The following is a 16,480-nucleotide window of genomic DNA, read 5'->3' as shown; positions in this document are numbered from 1 at the left end:
CTGGAGAGACGCATGACCCGACGACAGCCTCGCGTCGTCCCCCGACTGTTGCCCGTCGCCTGGCTGCTCCTGTGGCTGCCGGGTGGCCTGCTGGCCGCCGATTTCACGGCCAGCCCCGGCGAGCCGCTGCAGCCGCTGATCGAGCGGGCCGAGCGCGGCGACCGCCTGATACTGCCAGAGGGCCGCTATCCCGGCCCGCTGGTCATCGACCGCACCCTGACCCTCTCGGGCGCCACGGGCGCGGTGATCGACGGCGGCGGACAGGGCCACGCCGTGGTTCTCGACGCTCCAAACATCGTGATCGAGGGCGTGACCATCGAGAACTGGGGCGCCAACCTCACCGACATGGATGCCGGCATCTTCATCGAGGAGCGCGCCGGCGGCAGCGTGATCCGTGACTCGCGGCTCGAAGGCCCCGGCTTCGGCCTGTGGCTCGACGCCGTCAGCGACGTGCAGGTGCTCGACAACGTCATCCGCGGCGACGCCACCGTGCGCTCCCAGGATCGCGGTAACGGCGTGCACCTGTTCAACTCCCGCAACGTCAGGGTGGAGGGCAACGATATCCGCCACACCCGCGACGGCATCTATATCGACACCAGCAGCCAGTGCCTGCTGCGCGGCAACCATATGCAGGCACTGCGCTACGGGGTGCACTACATGTACGCCTACGACAACCGCGTGGAGGAGAACACCACCCGCGATACCCGTACCGGCTACGCGCTGATGCAGTCCAAGCGCCTCACGGTCATCGGCAACCGCTCGGAGGGGGATCGCAACTACGGCATCCTGATGAACAACATCACCGACTCGACGCTGCGCGACAACCGGGTCACCCGTGCCCACCAACGCCGTGACGCCCAGGGCAAGGGGCTGGTCAGCGGCGCCGAGGGCAAGGCGATATTCGTCTACAACTCCCAGTACAACCGCTTCGAGGCCAACCGCCTGGCCGAGAGTGATATCGGCATCCACCTCACCGCCGGCTCCGAGGACAACGAGCTGGTCGGCAACGCCTTCGTCGACAACCGCCAGCAGGTGATGTACGTGGCCACCCGGGCCCAGGAGTGGTCCGAGGCGGGACAGGGCAACTACTGGAGCGACTACCTGGGCTGGGACCTCGACGGCGACGGCGTGGGCGACACCCCCTACGAGCCCAACGATGCCATGGACCGCCTGCTGTGGCGCTACCCGGTGGCGCGGCTGCTGATGCACAGCCCCGCGGTGCTGGCCCTGCGCTGGGTGCAGCGCCAGTTCCCGGTATTCCGCCCCCAGGGCGTCAAGGACAGCCATCCGCTGATGAACGAACCCGACTTCGAAGAGGCCGACGCATGACCGCGGTAATCGATTTCCAGGGCGTCACCCGCCGCGACGGCGGCCTGGTGCGCCTCGATGCCCTCGACCTTCGGGTGAACGAGGGCGAGGTACTGGCCCTGCTGGGCCACAACGGCGCCGGCAAGACCACCACCATGCACCTGATCCTGGGGCTGCTCTCGCCCAGCGAAGGGCAAGTGGCGGTGCTCGGCGGCGCCCCCGACGGCGCCCATGCCGAGACGCTGCGTCGCCGCCTGGGCTACCTGCCCGAGAACGTCAGCTTCTACGAGCAGCTCAGCGGCCGGGAGGTGCTCGACTACTTCGCCCGCCTGAAGCGGGTCGATCGCGGCCAGGTGGGTGAACTGCTGGACCGTGTCGGCCTCGGCCACGCCGCCCACCGCCGGGTGAAGACCTACTCCAAGGGCATGCGCCAGCGCCTGGGGCTCGCCCAGGCGCTGCTCGGCGACCCCCGCCTGCTGCTGCTCGACGAGCCCACCACCGGCCTCGACCCGGCCGCCACCCGCGACTTCTACGACACGGTGCGCGGCCTGCGCGAGCGCGGCTGCACGGTGCTGCTCTCCTCCCATGTGCTGCCCGGGGTGGAGCCCTATATCGACCGCGCGCTGATCCTCGGCGGCGGCAAGCGCCTGGCGCTGGGCAGCCTGGCACAGCTGCGCGAGGAGGCCGCCCTGCCGATCACCGTGCGCGCCCGGGGCCATGGCGGCAAGGGCGACCTCGCCGCGCGACTCGCCGGCTGGGACGACCCGCGCATCGCGGCCAACCCCGTCAACGGCCACGAGGTCACGCTGACGATACCGCCGGACGCCAAGCTCGCGGTATTGCGCCGACTCACCGACACCGCCGGCATCGAGGACATCGAGCTGCTGCCGCCGACCCTGGAGCACCTCTACACCCACTTCTCCGCCGGCCTCTCGCCCGCGCAACGAGGAGACGCCGAATGAACGCCATCCTGACCATCGCCGGCAAGGAGTTCCGCGACGGCCTGCGCAACCGCTGGGTGCTGGCCATCGCCCTGGTGCTGGCCTTCCTCGCCGTGGGCATCGCCTGGTTCGGTGCCGCCGCCAGCGGCGGCCTGGGCTTCACCTCCCTGGCCACTACCGTGGTCAGCCTGGCCACCCTCGCGGTATTCCTGATCCCGCTGATCGCCCTGCTGCTGGCCTACGATGCCGTGGTCGGTGAGCAGGAGGCGGGCACCCTGCTGCTGCTGCTCACCTATCCCATCAGCCGCACCCAGCTGCTGCTCGGCAAGTTCCTCGGCCACGGCCTGATCCTGGCCGCCGCCACGGCGCTGGGCTTCTCCATCGCCGGGGTGGTGATCGCGGTGGGCGCCGAGGGCGTGGCGCTGGCCGAGCTGGCCGCCGGCATGGGCCTGCTGATCGGCAGCAGCATCCTGCTCGGCTGGGTCTTCATCGCCTTCGCCTACCTGATCAGCGTTTGGGTCACCGAGAAGGCCCGCGCCGCCGGCCTGGCGCTGATCGTGTGGTTCCTGTTCGTGCTGGTCTTCGACCTGGGGTTGCTGGCGCTGCTGGTCAGCGTCGAACAGGGGGGCGACTGGCTGCCCTGGCTGCTGCTGCTCAACCCCACCGAATGCTTCCGGCTGATCAACCTGGCCGGCTTCGAGGCCGCCCGCAGCTATACCGGCCTGACCTCCATCGCCGAGGGCAGCGCCTTCCGCCCCGCCATGGTCACCGCCATCCTGGTGGCCTGGATCCTGGTACCCCTGGGCCTGGCGCTGCTGCGCTTCCGGCGCCGCACCGCCTGACCCTGCCGATTCCCCTAAGCTCACCAGTAGAGAGACCCCATGAAAAAACTGCTCCTCCCACTGCTGCTGCTTTCCGCCCTGCTGCTCGCCGCCTGCGGCGAGTCCGAACCCGAGGCGCTGGCCGCCGCCCAGCCCATCGAGGCGGGCGACAGCTGCCACGTCTGCGGCATGCTGATCACCGAGCACCCCGGGCCCAAGGGCGAGGCCTTCATGGAGAAGCAGGGCGAGGCGCTGAAGTTCTGCTCCACCATGGACCTGTTCGCCTTCCTCAAGCAGCCCGAGAACGAGACCCGGGTCTCCCACGCCTATGTGCATGACGTGGCCGCCGCCCCCTGGGCCACCCCCGACGACGAGGCCTTCGTGCTGGCCAGCGAGGCGATCTACGTGGTGGGTCACGACCAGCGCGGCGGCATGGGTCACACCCTGGCCTCGTTCGCCGAGCAGGCCGACGCCGAGGCGTTTCGCGACGAGCATGGCGGCGAGCTGGTCACCTTCGCCGAGATCGACCTCGAGCTGCTGGGGCGCCTGGGCCGCGGCGAGCTGGGTGGTGATATCGGTGGGGGCATGCCCATGGAGATGGGCGACGACATGGGTGGTATGCAGCATTCCCAGTAGCCCCTAGCTGCGCGACGGGGGGCGGCGTGCTAGCCTCGGGCGCATCGTCCCCCGAGGAGCCCTAGATGCCGTCTCGCCTTCCCCGTCTCGTTGCCGCCCTGGTCGGCCTGGCCCTGGCCTGGCCTGTTGCCGCGGTGCAGTTCAACGTCGCCGAGGTCGAGCGCCACGGCGCCTGGCAGTCGATGACCCTGAGCCTCGGCGAGCAGCGCCTCTACCGCGCCCTGGAGGGCAACACCTACGCCGACGCTCACTTCGGTGTCACCTTCACCCCCGGCGCCTGCCAGGCCCCCTGGCTGGAGATGCGGGTCGACCTCGGCGAGCGCCAGCCCGAGACTCGCCTGGCCAACCGCGTGCCCGCCGACCTGCGGGTCGACGAGCAGACCATCCACTCGGGCCAGGCCGAGTTTCGTACCGAACGCGGCGACAGCGGCTTCTACGTGCAGTTCGACCTGCCGGAGCAGTCCCTGCTGCTCGACGAGATGCGCCGAGGCGAGTTGCTGCGGCTGCGCCTGATGCGCGGCCCCGACGATCCCTGGTTCATGGTCTTCGCCCTCGATGGCGCCGATGAGGCGATGGCACGCGCCCGCACGGCCTGCCGGGACCAAGGCTATCGCAGTTAGCCTGCGGTGATAGCGAAAGGCGCCGGGGACAGGTCGAAGAGGGGGTCCTATGCCAGGGATGGCATCGGTAGCGCCCAGGGACGGGTTCACAGCGCCCCCTCGAAGACCTGTCGCCGGGAAAGCCTTGAGCGGTGCTTCTACTGCGATAACCCTGCTGCCAGGACGGCGAGCGCTGACAGCCGCCGCCCGGCGCCGTATGCTGGGCGCTGACTCCACTGACCTGCCCGTAAGGACTGCCCATGCGACGCCTCGCCCTTGCCCTGCTCACCGCCACCCTGGCAAGCCCCACCTGGGCCCAGTCCACCGAACCCGATGTGGTGCTGCATACCAGCGAGGGTGCCATCGGCATCGAGCTTTACGAGGAGCAGGCCCCGCGGAGCGTCGAGAACTTCCTCGCCTACGTCGAGGCCGGCCACTACGACGGCACCCTCTTCCACCGGGTGATCGACGACTTCATGATCCAGGGCGGCGGCTTCGACGCCGACTTCGACCAGAAGCCGACCCGCGAGCCGATCCAGAACGAGGCCGACAACGGCCTCAAGAACCGCCGCGGCACCCTGGCCATGGCGCGTACCGGCGCCCCCCACTCGGCCACCGCTCAGTTCTTCATCAACGTCGCCGACAACGGCTTCCTCGACCACGTCAGCAAGCAGTCGGGCCAGACCTGGGGCTATGCGGTGTTCGGCCGGGTCGTCGAGGGCATGGAGGTGGTGGACGCCATCAAGCGCGTGCCCACCGGCAATCGCGGCCCGATGCAGAACGTGCCCGACGCCCCGGTCATGATCGAGCGCGCCGAAGTGCGCGGCGAGTCCCGCTGAGCCGGCGCCGAGACCGGGGAGCCTGCGATGGCGACACTGCTGTTCCGACTGGGCAACGTGCCCGAGCAAGAGGCCGCGGAGGTACGCCGCCTGCTCGAGGCGCGGGGCTTCGCCACCTTCGAGAGCCGGGCCGGCTTCTGGGGCCTGGGAGTCGCGGCCATCTGGCTGCGGGACGAGACCGATTACGCGGCGGCCAGGGAGACACTGGATGCCTACCAGCAGGGGCTGGCCGAGCGGATGCGCCAGGAGCACGATGCCCTGGCCGAGCGGGGCGCCGCGCCGACCCTGTGGAGCCGCCTGCGACAGCACCCCGTGCGCGTGCTGCTGGTGGCCATGGCGGTGGCGGTGATCCTGACCCTTACCCTGCTGCCCTTCCTGGGCCTGATCGACTGACCCCACACAATGCAGCGCCCCCGCCGGTCTTCCCGGCGGGGGCGCTGTGGGTAGGGGCGCCTCGGCGCCCCAGGATCACTCGAACACGACTCAGCTGCGGATCAGGTGGTCGAAGGCGCCCAAGGCGGCCTTGGAGCCTTCGCCCATGGCGATGACGATCTGCTTGTAGGGCACGGTGGTCACGTCGCCGGCGGCGAAGATGCCCGGCACGCTGGTCATGCCGCGCGCATCGACGACGATCTCGCCGCGCTCGGAGAGCTCGATGGGCGAGTCCTTGAGCCACTCGGTGTTGGGCACCAGGCCGATCTGCACGAAAATGCCTTCCAGGTCGAGCCTGCGGATCTCACCGCTGGCGCGCTCCTCATAGGTGAGGCCGTTGACGCGCTTGCCGTCACCGTTCACCTCGGTGGTGCGGGCGCCGAGGATGATCTCCACGTTGGGCAGGCTGCGCAGCTTCTTCTGCAGCACGGCGTCGGCACGCATCTCGTCCATGAACTCGACCAGCGTCACGTGGCCGACGATGCCGGCCAGGTCGATGGCCGCCTCGACGCCGGAGTTACCGCCGCCGATCACCGCCACGCGCTTGCCCTTGAACAGCGGTCCGTCGCAGTGGGGGCAGTAGGCCACCCCCTTGTTGCGGTACTCGGCCTCGCCGGGCACGCCCATCTCGCGCCAGCGGGCACCGGTGGCCAGCACCAGGGTCTTCGCCTTGAGGCTGGCGCCGGATTCGAACTGCACCTCGTGCGCCTCGCCCGGCTGACCGGGGACCAGCTTGACCGCACGCTGCAGATTCATGATGTCGACCTCGTACTCCTTGACGTGCTCCTCCAGCGCCGCGGCCAGCTTGGGGCCCTCGGTGCGAGGCACGGAGATGAGGTTCTCGATCCCCATGGTGTCGAGCACCTGGCCACCGAAACGCTCGGCGGCCACGCCGGTGCGGATGCCCTTGCGCGCGGCGTAGACGGCCGCCGCGGCGCCGGCGGGACCGCCGCCGATCATCAGGGTGTCGAAGGTGGTCTTGTCGTTGAGCTTGGCTGCCTCGCGCTCGGCGGCGCCGGTGTCCACCTTGGCGAGGATCTGCTCCAGGCTCATGCGACCCTGGTCGAAGGGCTCGCCGTTGAGGTAGACGCTGGGCACCGACATGATCTCACGCGCCTTCACCTCGTCCTGGAACAGCGCGCCGTCGATGGCCACGTGGTGGACATTGGGGTTGAGGATCGCCATCAGGTTCAGCGCCTGGACCACGTCCGGGCAGTTCTGGCAGGAGAGCGAGAAGTAGGTCTCGAAGTTGAGCTCCCCTTCCAGACCCTTGATCTGCTCGATCACCTCATCGGAGGCCTTGGGTGGATGGCCGCCGATCTGCAGCAGCGCCAGCACCAGGGAGGTGAACTCGTGGCCCATGGGGATGCCGGCGAAGACCACGCCGGTCTCCTCACCGGGGCGATTGATCGCGAAGGAGGGGCGGCGAGCGTCCTGGCCGTCGAGCTTGAGAGTGATCTTGTCGGTCAGGCCGACGAGGTCGGTCAGCAGGCCGTGCAGCTCCTTCGACTTGGCGCCGTCATCGAGGGACGCAACGATCTCGAAGGGCTGGGTGACCTTGGCCAGGTAGGCCTTGAGCTGAGTTTTCAGATTGTCGTCCAACATGACAGCGTGTTCCTTCATGTTCGGGAATCGGGGGTCACGAGAGGTCCGCACCCTGCCGATCGGCAGCGCGTAAGGGGATCTCGAGAGGCGTAAAAGGGGCCCCGGGCGGGGGAAGGTGCCCGGGGCAGCGGCGAGGCCCGGGGCGGGGCCTCGCGGCAGGGACCGGCTTAGATCTTGCCGACCAGGTCCAGCGACGGAGACAGGGTCTCTTCGCCTTCTTCCCACTTGGCCGGGCAGACCTCGTTGGGGTTGGCACGCACGTACTGGGCGGCCTTGACCTTGCGCAGCAGCTCCTCGGCGTTGCGGCCGATGTTGCCGGCGTTCAGCTCGACGATCTGGATCTTGCCGTCGGGGTCGACCACGAAGGTGCCACGCTCGGCGATGCCGTCTTCCTCGATCAGCACCTCGAAGTTGCGCGAGATGGTGTGGGTCGGGTCGGCCAGCATCGGGTAGGTCAGCTTGCCGATGGTCTCGGAGCTGTCGTGCCAGGCCTTGTGGGTGAAGTGGGTGTCGGTGGAGACGCTGTAGATCTCGACGCCCAGCTTCTTGAACTCTTCGTAGTTGTCCTGCAGGTCACCCAGCTCGGTGGGGCAGACGAAGGTGAAATCGGCCGGATAGAAGAAGAAGATGCTCCACTGGCCCTTGAGCTGCTCTTCGTTCAGCTCGACGAACTCGCCGTTGTGGTAAGCGGTGGCCTTGAACGGCTTGATTTCGGTGTTCAGCAGGGACATTCGGTAATGCTCCTTTCGACGTTAGTATAGGGATGTCTCGGATACGGGAGGCATGGTAGCCCGCATCGTCTGATAGCAACAATTAAATGGTGGCATCGAGTTGATAATTCAACCCTATGGGCCCGAAGCCCAGGGCCTGAGCCCCCGATGTCAGCCGATGCGTACCGCCTCGCCCTGGCGGTCCAGCGCCAGGAACTGGTCGACGTTGCCCATCTTCAGCGACTCCACCATGCGCTCGAGCTGCGCCTCGGCCTGCTCGGACGCGGGTGCCTCGCCGCCGCGACCGGAAAGGGCGCCGACGAAGACGATGTCCCACTCCACCCCGGTGTTCTGCGACTCCGCCACCAGGGCGGGCATGTCGGTGAGCTCCTCGGCTGCCTTGTCGACGCAGAGCACCGGGGTGAGCACACCGCCCTCGCCCTGCTCGAAGCCGGCGCGCTGTTCGGCGGTGGGGTTGTCCGGCAGTTCGGCGCGGGTGAAGACGAAGAGCAGGCGCTGGGCATCGGGCTGCAGGCGCGCCTCGCCGAGCAGGTCGGCAAAGTTGGTAATGGACACGGGAAGCCTCCGGGGGAGTGTCGAAAAGTGGAATGAGCGCCAGCCTGCCCCCTTTGGCGCGAGGCCTCAAGGGGCAGGCGGGCGAATCGTCTCGGTCAAGGTAGCGAGGACAAGAATTGCTCGGGGCTGTTCCGGCGACAAGCCTACCCTCCCCTTCGACTTGTCCCCGGCGCCCCTGGCTTGGCGGCTTGCGTGAGACTCAGCCGTGGCGGGCGCTGAGGATATGGTGCAGGCCGCCGCACTCCACCAGGGGGTCATCGCAGTTGACGACGATGTCCGAGTGGGCCAGCACGAAGGCCTTGCCGGTGATGGTGTTCTCCACCACCGTGTGGGGCCCCTCCGCGTGGGTGCCGGTGAAGGTGCCGATGAAGCCGGTCTCGCGCAGGGAGATAGTCTCCAGCTTGTCGCCAGGCTCGATGGTGCCCTCGTGGCGCATCAGCGCCAGGCGCGCCGAGGTGCCGGTGCCGGTGGTGCTGCGGCAGATCACCCCCGGGTGCACATAGGTGGTGGAGCGCGAGCGGTAGAAGTCGTCGGCGACCTGCTCCACCGGCCCCATGAAGTGCAGGAAGGGCAGCGGGCCCACGTCGCCCAGGGTGTAGTGGGAGAAGCCACGCTCGGCCTGGATCGCCTCGACGATGCGGTGGGCGCAGTCGGCGAGCGCCCGCTCTTCCTCGCGCACCAGCGAGAAGCCCAGCTCGGTGGCATCCACCAGGGCATAGAAGCCGCCGCTGTAGGCCACGCTGTAGGTCACCTCGCCCAGACCCGGCACGTGGATCGAGGCGCGGTAGGTGTCGATGTAGCTGGGCAACCCCTCGCAGGTGATCGCCTCCACCACGCCGTTCTCCACTCTCGCCTCGATGTTGACCCGCCCCGCCGGGGCCTCGAGCGTGAAGCGCTGCACGCCCTCCTGCTTGGGCACGATGCCGGCCTCGAGCACCGCGGTGGCGGTGCAGATGGTGTTGGAGCCGGAGTAGATGGGGTAGCCCATCACCTCCATGATGATATAGCCCGCTGCGGCTTCCGGATCCGTGGCCGGCACGATCAGGTCCACCGACATCTCCGGCACGCCGTAGGGCTCGAACAGCAGCAGCTTGCGCAGGCCGTCGGCGTCGTCGCGCAGGTAGTGCATCTGCTCGCGCACCGTGGCGCCGGGCAGGGCGTCGATGCCACCCAGCACGATGCGGCTGACGTCGCCGCCGGCGTGGGTATCCATCATCCTGAAGGTCAGCGGGCGGCTCATGGGCGCGACTCCGGGGTGGAGGAGGGCTGGCTGGCAGAGGAAGCGGCCAGGCTGAAGGGGGCGCCGTGCTCGTCCCATTGGCTGTCAGGCACGATCACGATCTTGCCCAGGAAGTTGCTGCCGCGGCTGACGAAGTAGCGCTCGGCGGCGTGCAGTTCGGAGAGCGGGAAGGCGGCGTGGAGCACCGGATTCAGCCGGCCCTCGCGGATCCAGGCGATCAGCTGCTCGGCCTCCTCCCGGGTGCCGTGGGAGACGCCGAAGATCTGCACCTGGTAGAGGTAGATGCGCGTCCACAGGATCTCCGAGATGTTGCCGCCGCTGGCGCCGGCGATGGAGAGCCGCGGGTAGGTGGTGCGCGCCTTCATGTCCTGGATCATGGTGTCGATGAAGCGGTCGGTCATCTCGCCGCCGACCAGGTCCATCACCGCGTCGATGGGCGCGCCGCCGGTGGCCGCCAGCACCCGCTCGGCGAAGCCGTCGAGGTCACCCCGGTCGATCACCGCCTCGGCGCCCAGTGCCACGAGCGCTTCGGCCTTCTCCGGCTGGCTCACCGCATAGGGAATCGCCCCGACGATGCGACACAGCTGGATCAGCGCGGTGCCCACCCCGCCGCTGGCGCCGCTGACCAGCACCCGCTCCCCGGCGCTCACCTGGGCCGAGGTCATCATGTGGTAGGCGGTCTGGTAGGAGCACATGCCCAGGGCGGCCAGCTCGGCATCACTGAGCTCCGGGTTGGGCACGTGGTGGAACTGGTCCGAGGGCACGGCGACATACTCGGCGAAGCCGCCGTCGGCGCCATGGCCGTAGTAGTCCGGGGTCAGGTTGATGTCGTGGCGGGCGTCCGGGTAGAGGTTGAAGTCGAGTAGGCCACGCTCGCCGATGCGCGCGGCGTCGATTCCCTCGCCCACCGCCACCACCCGGCCGGCGATGTCGGCGCCCTGGATGCGCGGGAAGGTCAGGGTCGGCTCGCCGCCCATGGCAAACGAGGTGACCTCGCCCTTCTTCACCGGGTAGAGCCCCTCGCGGGCCTTGCGGTCGGTGTTGTTCTTGGCGGTGGCCGTGACCCGCACCAGCACCTCGCCGGGCCCCGGTTGCGGGGTCGGCACGTCGTCGCGGTAGACCAGCCTGTCGACGTCGCCATGCCCGGTCAGCAGCATGGCCGACATGGTGGCGGGAACGGTCGCGTCGGGGGAATTCGCCATCTGCTGCCTCCTCGGTGGGGCCGCCGGCGGCGCGCCGGCGGCATGGATTCCGTATGAGACGATAGCAGAAGGCTCCCGGTGCCACCGAGCCCCAGGGGGATGAATCGCGCCGCGATCCTTTCCGTTTTCGCGGGGAGAAAGTTGCGCTTTTTCCTGCCCCCTTTTCCTGCCCCCCTACCAGTGCAGCGGATAGCGCCGATGGCGGGCCAGGTTGTTCACCAGCACGGCAACCACCAACATGATGGCGCAGCCGATGCCGATGGGCATCAGCGGGTACCACCAGCCCAGCCCGGTGATCTCCGGCCCGCCGATCACCGCCACCAGGGCGGCGGCCGCGCCGGGCGGATGCACGCTGTGGGTCAGCTGCATCAGCAGGATGGAGAGCGATACCGCGAGGGTCACGGCGAGCGCCGTGGTGCCCAGCAGCTGGAAGCAGGCGACTCCCGCCACCGCCGAAAGCACGCTGCCCAGCAGCACGTTGCGCGGCTGGGCGAAGGGGCTCTCCGGGGCCGCATAGAGCAGCACCGAGGTGGCGCCGAAGGAGGCCACGATCAGCAGATGCTGGGAGAGCCAGTGGGCACTCAGCCAGCAGATCGCCCCCATGCCGACCACGGCCCCCAGCCATGACCAGAGGGCATCACCGAGATCGGGGGTCTCGCGTTGCAGGCGCTCGCCGCGCATCTTTCCCAGATAGGTCTTCATCGTCCCTGAATCGTGGAGAGTGAGCAGAGCAGTCTGCCAATACATAGGACGATATAAAAGACAATATTTTTTATAACAACATGAATGGTTTTTGACGGACATCAAGCCTTCATGACTCGCCAACATGTTACACATCATTGATTGACTTGTATCAATGCAATATCAGCAACGCCACGCATGCAAAAGGGCCCGGGGAGAGATCTCCCCGGGCCCTGCGGTATTCGTGGCGCGCCCGGCAGGATTCGAACCTGCGACCCTCGGCTTCGGAGGCCGATACTCTATCCAACTGAGCTACGGGCGCATCACCCAGCATGGCGCCGAGCGGACGACATCCTAACCGCCAGGCCTGTCACTGTCCAGCGCGAGGCGCCGTGGTGGCCTCCCTCTCATCCCAACGGCAGGGGCCGCGCCATTTTCCTGGCGCCGGGGTTGCCGGTATACTGTCGGCAACGACTGCATGATGGCATCTCCCTCGGCTGCGTTGCCGACACCGTTTCCGCCGGGCGCTGCCACGAACAACTTCCTACAGGACCGTGAAGAGGTGGTGAGAGTGAAATCCAGCAAGCTGATCATGGGGTGTCTGGCCACCCTGGGCCTGACCGCCGGCGCCGGCATTGCCCTGGCGCAGGACGACGCCGAGCGCGAAGCCATCGCCGAGCGCCTTAAGCCGGTAGGCGAGCTCTGCGTGCAGGGCGAGGATTGCGGCACCATGGCCGCCGCCAGCGGTGGTAGCAGCAGTGCCTCCAGCGGTGGCGATATCGACGGCGAGGGCATCTATAACAATGTCTGCATGGCCTGTCACGAGACAGGTGCCGCCGGCGCACCGATCCGCGGTGACGAGGCCGCCTGGGCAGATCGCGTGGAGCAAGGCTTCGCCACCCTGCTGGATCACTCCATCAATGGCTTCAACGCCATGCCGGCGCGTGGCGGCAACCCCAACCTCTCCGATGCCGAGATGGAGGCCGCTACCGCCTACATGGTCGAGCCGGTGATGGAGGTTCCCGAACTGGGCGGTGGTGACGAGGCCGCGGCTGACGCCTCACCCGAGGAGGCGGCCGCTTCCGACGAAACCGCTGCAGAAGAGAGCGCCTCGGCAGCCGCAGAGCAGAGCGCCCCCGCGAGCCAGGAAGCAGCGGCAGAAGAGGCCGCGGGCGGCGATGCGCCGGCCCACGCCGGCATCGACGGCGAGGCGATCTACAATCAGATCTGCATGGCCTGCCACATGACGGGCGCCGCCGGTGCACCGATTCGCGGCGAAGCCGACCAGTGGAGCGCGCGCCTGGAGCAAGGCATCGAGACCCTCTATGACCACTCCATCAATGGCTTCAACGCCATGCCCGCCAAGGGCGGCAACCCCAACCTCTCCGATGACGAGGTGAAGGCCGCCACCGACTACCTGGTCGAGCCGGTGCAGTAATCACCCGGCCACGGCAAAGCCAGCGGGGCGCCTTCGGGCGCCCCGCTGGCTTTGGCAGGAAGGATTCGGAATGACGCCTGGCACACACCACGGCTAGGCCCGATAAGGCGTCTGCTGCCTGATTCAGCCGGAAGCCCTCGGCTGATAAAGAGCCTTCAGCCCAACAGAGAGCCCTCAGCCCAACAGAGAGCGCAACCCGGCGATGGCATCCTGGCCGCGGGCCTGCTTCTTCTCCGGGTCCTCGCGGTCAGGGCGCCCCTCCCACTCCAGGTCCGCCTCGGGCAGCTCGTCCAGGAAGCGGCTCGGCGCACAGTCCATCAGCTCGCCATAGGTCTTGCGCTGGCGGGCCAGGGTCAGGGTCAGGGTGCGCCGCGCCCGGGTGATGCCCACGTAGGCCAGGCGGCGCTCCTCCTCCACCGTGCCCGCCTCCACGGCGTTGCGATGGGGCAGCAGCTCCTCCTCCAGCCCCATCAGGTAGACATGCGGGAACTCGAGCCCCTTGGAGGCGTGCATGGTCAGTAGCTGGACACGGTCGGAGTCATCCTCCTCGGCCTGCTGCTCGAGGATATCGCGCAGCACCAGCCGCGAGATGGCCGCCTCCACGCTGTCGGTCTCGGTCTCCTCGGAGGCCGTGCTCTCGTCCGGCCCCTCATCCTCCGGAGAGGCCTGCATCGATTTCTCCAGCTGATCGATCAGGATCCAGACGTTGGCCATGCGCCGCTCGGCGATGGTCGGGGCACTGGCGTTCTGGTAGAGCCACGCCTCGTAGTCCATCTCGCGCAGCATGTCGCGGATGGCGGCGATGGCATCGCCACCATCCATGCGCCGGCGTACCCCGTCGATGAAGTGGGTGAACCTGCCCAGCCGCTCGACCGCCCGGACCGGCAGCTGCTCGGCCAGGCCCAGCTCGTGGCAGGCGGCAAACAGCGAGATCGAGCGCCCGGTGGCCTGGTCGTTGGCATAGTTGGCCAACTTCTCCAGGGTGCTGGGACCGATCTCGCGACGCGGCACGTTGACGATGCGCAGGAAGGCGTTGTCGTCGGCCGGATTGATCAGCAGCCGCAGGTAGGCCATGGCGTCCTTGATCTCGTTGCGCGAAAAGAAGGAGGTGCCGCCGGAGAGCTTGTAGGGGATCTGGTAGTGCTGCAGCTTGAGCTCCAGCAGCCGGGCCTGGAAGTTGCCGCGGTAGAGCACCGCGAAGTCGCGCCACTCGGCACGCTCCTTGATGCGCCGGGTGAGGATCTCGCTGGCCACGCGGTCCGCCTCGGCCTCCTCGTGGCGGTTGACCACCACGCGGATCGGCGCCCCGTCGCCCATGTCCGACCACAGGGTCTTCTCGTAGACGTGGGGGTTGTTACCGATCAGGGTATTGGCGGCGCGCAGGATGGTGCCGGTGGAGCGGTAGTTCTGCTCCAGCTTGATGACGTCCAGGCGCGGGAAGTCCTCGCCCAGGGTCACCAGGTTCTCGGGGCGCGCCCCGCGCCAGGCGTAGATCGACTGGTCGTCGTCGCCCACCACGGTGAAGGTCTTGCGCTCCCCCATCAGCAGCTTGACCAGCTGGTACTGGCTGACGTTGGTGTCCTGATACTCGTCCACCAGCATGTAGTGGATGCGCTTGCGCCAGCGCGCCAGGGCCTCGGGATCGTCGCGCAGCAGCACCACCGGCAGCAGGATCAGGTCGTCGAAATCCACCGCGTTGTAGGCCTTCAGATGGCGGTTGTAGGCCTCATAGACCCGGGCGGCGAACAGCTCGTCCTCGTCGGCGGCATGGGACATCGCCTGGCCCGGCAGCACCAGGTCGTTCTTCCACTCGGAGATGCGGTGCTGCACGGCGTTGATCTGGTCGGCATCGACCTGGGCATCCTTGTGCATCAGATCGCGCAGCAGCGCCTTGGCGTCCTCGGGGTCGAACAGCGAGAAGCCGGGGCGATAGCCCAGCGCCTTGAGCTCGCGGCGGATGATATTGAGCCCCAGGGTGTGGAAGGTGGAGACGGTCAGCCCGTGCCCCTCCTTGCCCTTGAGCATGCTGCCCACGCGCTCCTTCATCTCCCGGGCGGCCTTGTTGGTGAAGGTCACCGCGGCGATGCGCCGGGCACTCATGCCACATACCTGCACCAGGTAGGCGATCTTGGTGGTGATCACGCTGGTCTTGCCCGAACCGGCCCCGGCCAGCACCAGGCAGGGCCCGTCGATGTAACGCACGGCCTCCTGCTGGCGGGGGTTCAAGCCGGCGAGACGCTGCTGGATGGTCCTGGGAGGAGGGGTTGGAAGGGTCATCGGGGGGGCCTCGCGGCATCCACCACGGCGGCGCCGGCGAAGTCCAGCTGCCGCCAGGCCTCATAGACCAGCACCGCACAGGCGTTGGAGAGATTGAGGCTGCGACTCTCCTCGCGCATGGGAATGCGCAGCCGCTGCGCCTCGGGCAGGGCCTCGAGCAGCGCCTGGGGCAGGCCGCGGGTCTCGGGGCCGAACACCAGGGCGTCGCCGGCCCGGTAGCTAGGCTCATGATAACCGGTGCGCCCGCGGGTCGATACCGCGAAGACGCGCCGGGGCCTGGCCGCCTCGAGGTAGGCCGGCCAGTCGCGGTGCACGCGCAGCGCCGCCCACTCGTGATAGTCGAGGCCGGCGCGGCGCAGCCGCCTGTCGTCGAGCTCGAAGCCCAGTGGTTCGATCAGGTGCAGGCGAAATCCGGTGTTGGCGCACAGCCGGATCAGGTTGCCGGTATTGGGCGGGATCTCGGGCTGGTAGAGGACGACATCGAGCATGGCTTATCCGCAGTGGGGCCCGGTGGAACGCAGGCGGGCCCCGTGACGGGGCCCGCGATCATCGGCCTGGGAGCAAACCCGGGAGAACGCTCAGAAGCGCAGGCGAACGCCGACTTGGGCGCCGCGATCCAAAGTGCGACTGCCACGCTCGTCCTCGAAATCGGCATCCAGCTGGCGCACACCCAGGTAGCCATCGACGTTGGGGGTAAAGGCGTAGCGGGCACGCAGGCCGACCTCATAGCCCTCCTCCAGCTCGCTGGTGGTCACGGCATCGGGGGTATAGAAGCCGTAGCCGCCCAGCGAGACCGCCGGCAGGTTGGGCAGGTAGACGTAGCCGTAGCCACCGAGGCCCAGGCCGCCGCCATCGCCGACGTCGGTGTCATACTGGGACCAGCGGGCACCGACGCCCATCTCGCGACGCGAGGTGTGCTGGCTGCCCATCAGCTGGGCGTGATAGACGGTGGCGTCCTCGCGGTATTCGCTGTCCACCACGCCGCCGCCGAGCTGAATGCCCTCCACCAGCTCGCCGGACGCCTCGAACTGTACGGCATCCGACCCCAGGTTGAGGTCCAGGCTGGCGGCCTGGGCGGCGCCGCCCAGCAGCACCAGGCCCGCCAGCAGCATCTGTATCGATCTCATCACGCCCTCCATGTCTTGTACTTTATACACAACATGTACCATTCCTGT

17 protein-coding genes and 1 tRNA gene are annotated in these 16,480 nt (G+C 68.1%); 8 read left to right on the top strand and 10 right to left on the bottom strand.

Annotated elements, in window-relative coordinates:
* Positions 1-12: 12 nt before the first annotated feature.
* From RAN53_RS07600 to RAN53_RS07570, 7 genes are all read left to right on the top strand, one after another.
* Positions 13-1,329, top strand: coding sequence for a nitrous oxide reductase family maturation protein NosD (locus RAN53_RS07600; RefSeq protein ID WP_305796213.1), 1,317 nt, complete (start codon positions 13-15; stop codon positions 1,327-1,329).
* The gene (locus RAN53_RS07595) at positions 1,326-2,270 is read left to right on the top strand and encodes an ABC transporter ATP-binding protein (RefSeq protein ID WP_305796212.1); all 945 of its coding nucleotides are present in this window, start codon (positions 1,326-1,328) and stop codon (positions 2,268-2,270) included. The genes RAN53_RS07600 and RAN53_RS07595 overlap by 4 nt, the downstream gene beginning before the upstream one ends.
* Positions 2,267-3,091: an ABC transporter permease gene (locus RAN53_RS07590; protein ID WP_305796211.1), complete on the top strand. Its 825-nt coding sequence runs from the start codon at positions 2,267-2,269 to the stop codon at positions 3,089-3,091. Before RAN53_RS07595 ends, RAN53_RS07590 begins: the two co-directional genes overlap by 4 nt.
* Before the next feature lie 39 nt (positions 3,092-3,130).
* Positions 3,131-3,706, top strand: a complete 576-nt coding sequence (locus RAN53_RS07585; RefSeq protein WP_305796210.1) for a nitrous oxide reductase accessory protein NosL — start codon at positions 3,131-3,133, stop codon at positions 3,704-3,706.
* A 65-nt stretch (positions 3,707-3,771) separates the two neighbouring features.
* On the top strand, positions 3,772-4,326 hold the full coding sequence (locus RAN53_RS07580) for a hypothetical protein (RefSeq protein ID WP_305796209.1): 555 nt from the start codon (positions 3,772-3,774) through the stop codon (positions 4,324-4,326).
* Positions 4,327-4,565: 239 nt separating this feature from the next.
* Positions 4,566-5,144, top strand: a complete 579-nt coding sequence (locus RAN53_RS07575; protein WP_305796208.1) for a peptidylprolyl isomerase — start codon at positions 4,566-4,568, stop codon at positions 5,142-5,144.
* A 27-nt stretch (positions 5,145-5,171) separates the two neighbouring features.
* Positions 5,172-5,537 carry a DUF6164 family protein gene (locus RAN53_RS07570; protein WP_305796207.1) on the top strand — a complete coding sequence of 122 codons (366 nt, stop codon included), beginning with the start codon at positions 5,172-5,174 and terminating at the stop codon, positions 5,535-5,537.
* 90 nt (positions 5,538-5,627) lie between these two features.
* Here RAN53_RS07570 and ahpF read toward each other — a convergent pair whose 3' ends face one another.
* The 7 genes from ahpF to RAN53_RS07535 form a co-directional block, all read right to left on the bottom strand.
* A complete protein-coding gene (ahpF, locus tag RAN53_RS07565) occupies positions 5,628-7,181 on the bottom strand; it encodes an alkyl hydroperoxide reductase subunit F (protein WP_305796206.1) in 1,554 nt (517 codons plus the stop codon).
* Positions 7,182-7,348: 167 nt separating this feature from the next.
* Positions 7,349-7,912, bottom strand: a complete 564-nt coding sequence (ahpC, locus tag RAN53_RS07560) for an alkyl hydroperoxide reductase subunit C (protein WP_232913614.1) — start codon at positions 7,910-7,912, stop codon at positions 7,349-7,351.
* A 150-nt stretch (positions 7,913-8,062) separates the two neighbouring features.
* Positions 8,063-8,467: a ribonucleotide reductase subunit alpha gene (locus RAN53_RS07555; RefSeq protein ID WP_305796205.1), complete on the bottom strand. Its 405-nt coding sequence runs from the start codon at positions 8,465-8,467 to the stop codon at positions 8,063-8,065.
* Between the two features lie 199 nt (positions 8,468-8,666).
* Positions 8,667-9,707 (bottom strand): proline racemase family protein, encoded by a 1,041-nt coding sequence (locus tag RAN53_RS07550; RefSeq protein WP_305796204.1) that lies wholly within the window; start codon positions 9,705-9,707, stop codon positions 8,667-8,669.
* Positions 9,704-10,909 carry an alcohol dehydrogenase catalytic domain-containing protein gene (locus RAN53_RS07545; RefSeq protein ID WP_305796203.1) on the bottom strand — a complete coding sequence of 402 codons (1,206 nt, stop codon included), beginning with the start codon at positions 10,907-10,909 and terminating at the stop codon, positions 9,704-9,706. Before RAN53_RS07545 ends, RAN53_RS07550 begins: the two co-directional genes overlap by 4 nt.
* Positions 10,910-11,083: 174 nt before the next feature.
* A complete protein-coding gene (locus tag RAN53_RS07540) occupies positions 11,084-11,611 on the bottom strand; it encodes an HPP family protein (protein ID WP_305796202.1) in 528 nt (175 codons plus the stop codon).
* Positions 11,612-11,835: 224 nt separating this feature from the next.
* Positions 11,836-11,912, bottom strand: a tRNA-Arg gene (locus RAN53_RS07535).
* 249 nt (positions 11,913-12,161) lie between these two features.
* On the opposite strand from RAN53_RS07535, the gene RAN53_RS07530 reads away from it, so the two are divergent.
* Positions 12,162-13,028 (top strand): c-type cytochrome, encoded by an 867-nt coding sequence (locus RAN53_RS07530; protein ID WP_305796201.1) that lies wholly within the window; start codon positions 12,162-12,164, stop codon positions 13,026-13,028.
* Between the two features lie 174 nt (positions 13,029-13,202).
* On the opposite strand, the gene rep is transcribed toward RAN53_RS07530, so the two are convergent.
* The 3 genes from rep to RAN53_RS07515 all read right to left on the bottom strand — a co-directional run bounded on the left by rep (position 13,203) and on the right by RAN53_RS07515 (position 16,432).
* Entirely contained in the window at positions 13,203-15,305 is a 2,103-nt protein-coding gene (rep, locus tag RAN53_RS07525) for a DNA helicase Rep (RefSeq protein ID WP_305796200.1), read from the bottom strand.
* A complete protein-coding gene (trmL, locus tag RAN53_RS07520; RefSeq protein WP_232912209.1) occupies positions 15,302-15,793 on the bottom strand; it encodes a tRNA (uridine(34)/cytosine(34)/5-carboxymethylaminomethyluridine(34)-2'-O)-methyltransferase TrmL in 492 nt (163 codons plus the stop codon). The genes rep and trmL overlap by 4 nt, the downstream gene beginning before the upstream one ends.
* A 90-nt stretch (positions 15,794-15,883) precedes the next feature.
* Complete coding sequence (locus tag RAN53_RS07515; RefSeq protein WP_305796199.1) at positions 15,884-16,432, bottom strand: YfaZ family outer membrane protein; 549 nt, start codon at positions 16,430-16,432, stop codon at positions 15,884-15,886.
* Positions 16,433-16,480 lie beyond the last annotated feature (48 nt).

Source organism: Halomonas sp. SSL-5 (assembly GCF_030708455.1).
Classification (GTDB): Bacteria; Pseudomonadota; Gammaproteobacteria; order Pseudomonadales; family Halomonadaceae; genus Halomonas.
This window is presented reverse-complemented; position numbering and strand designations above follow the sequence as displayed.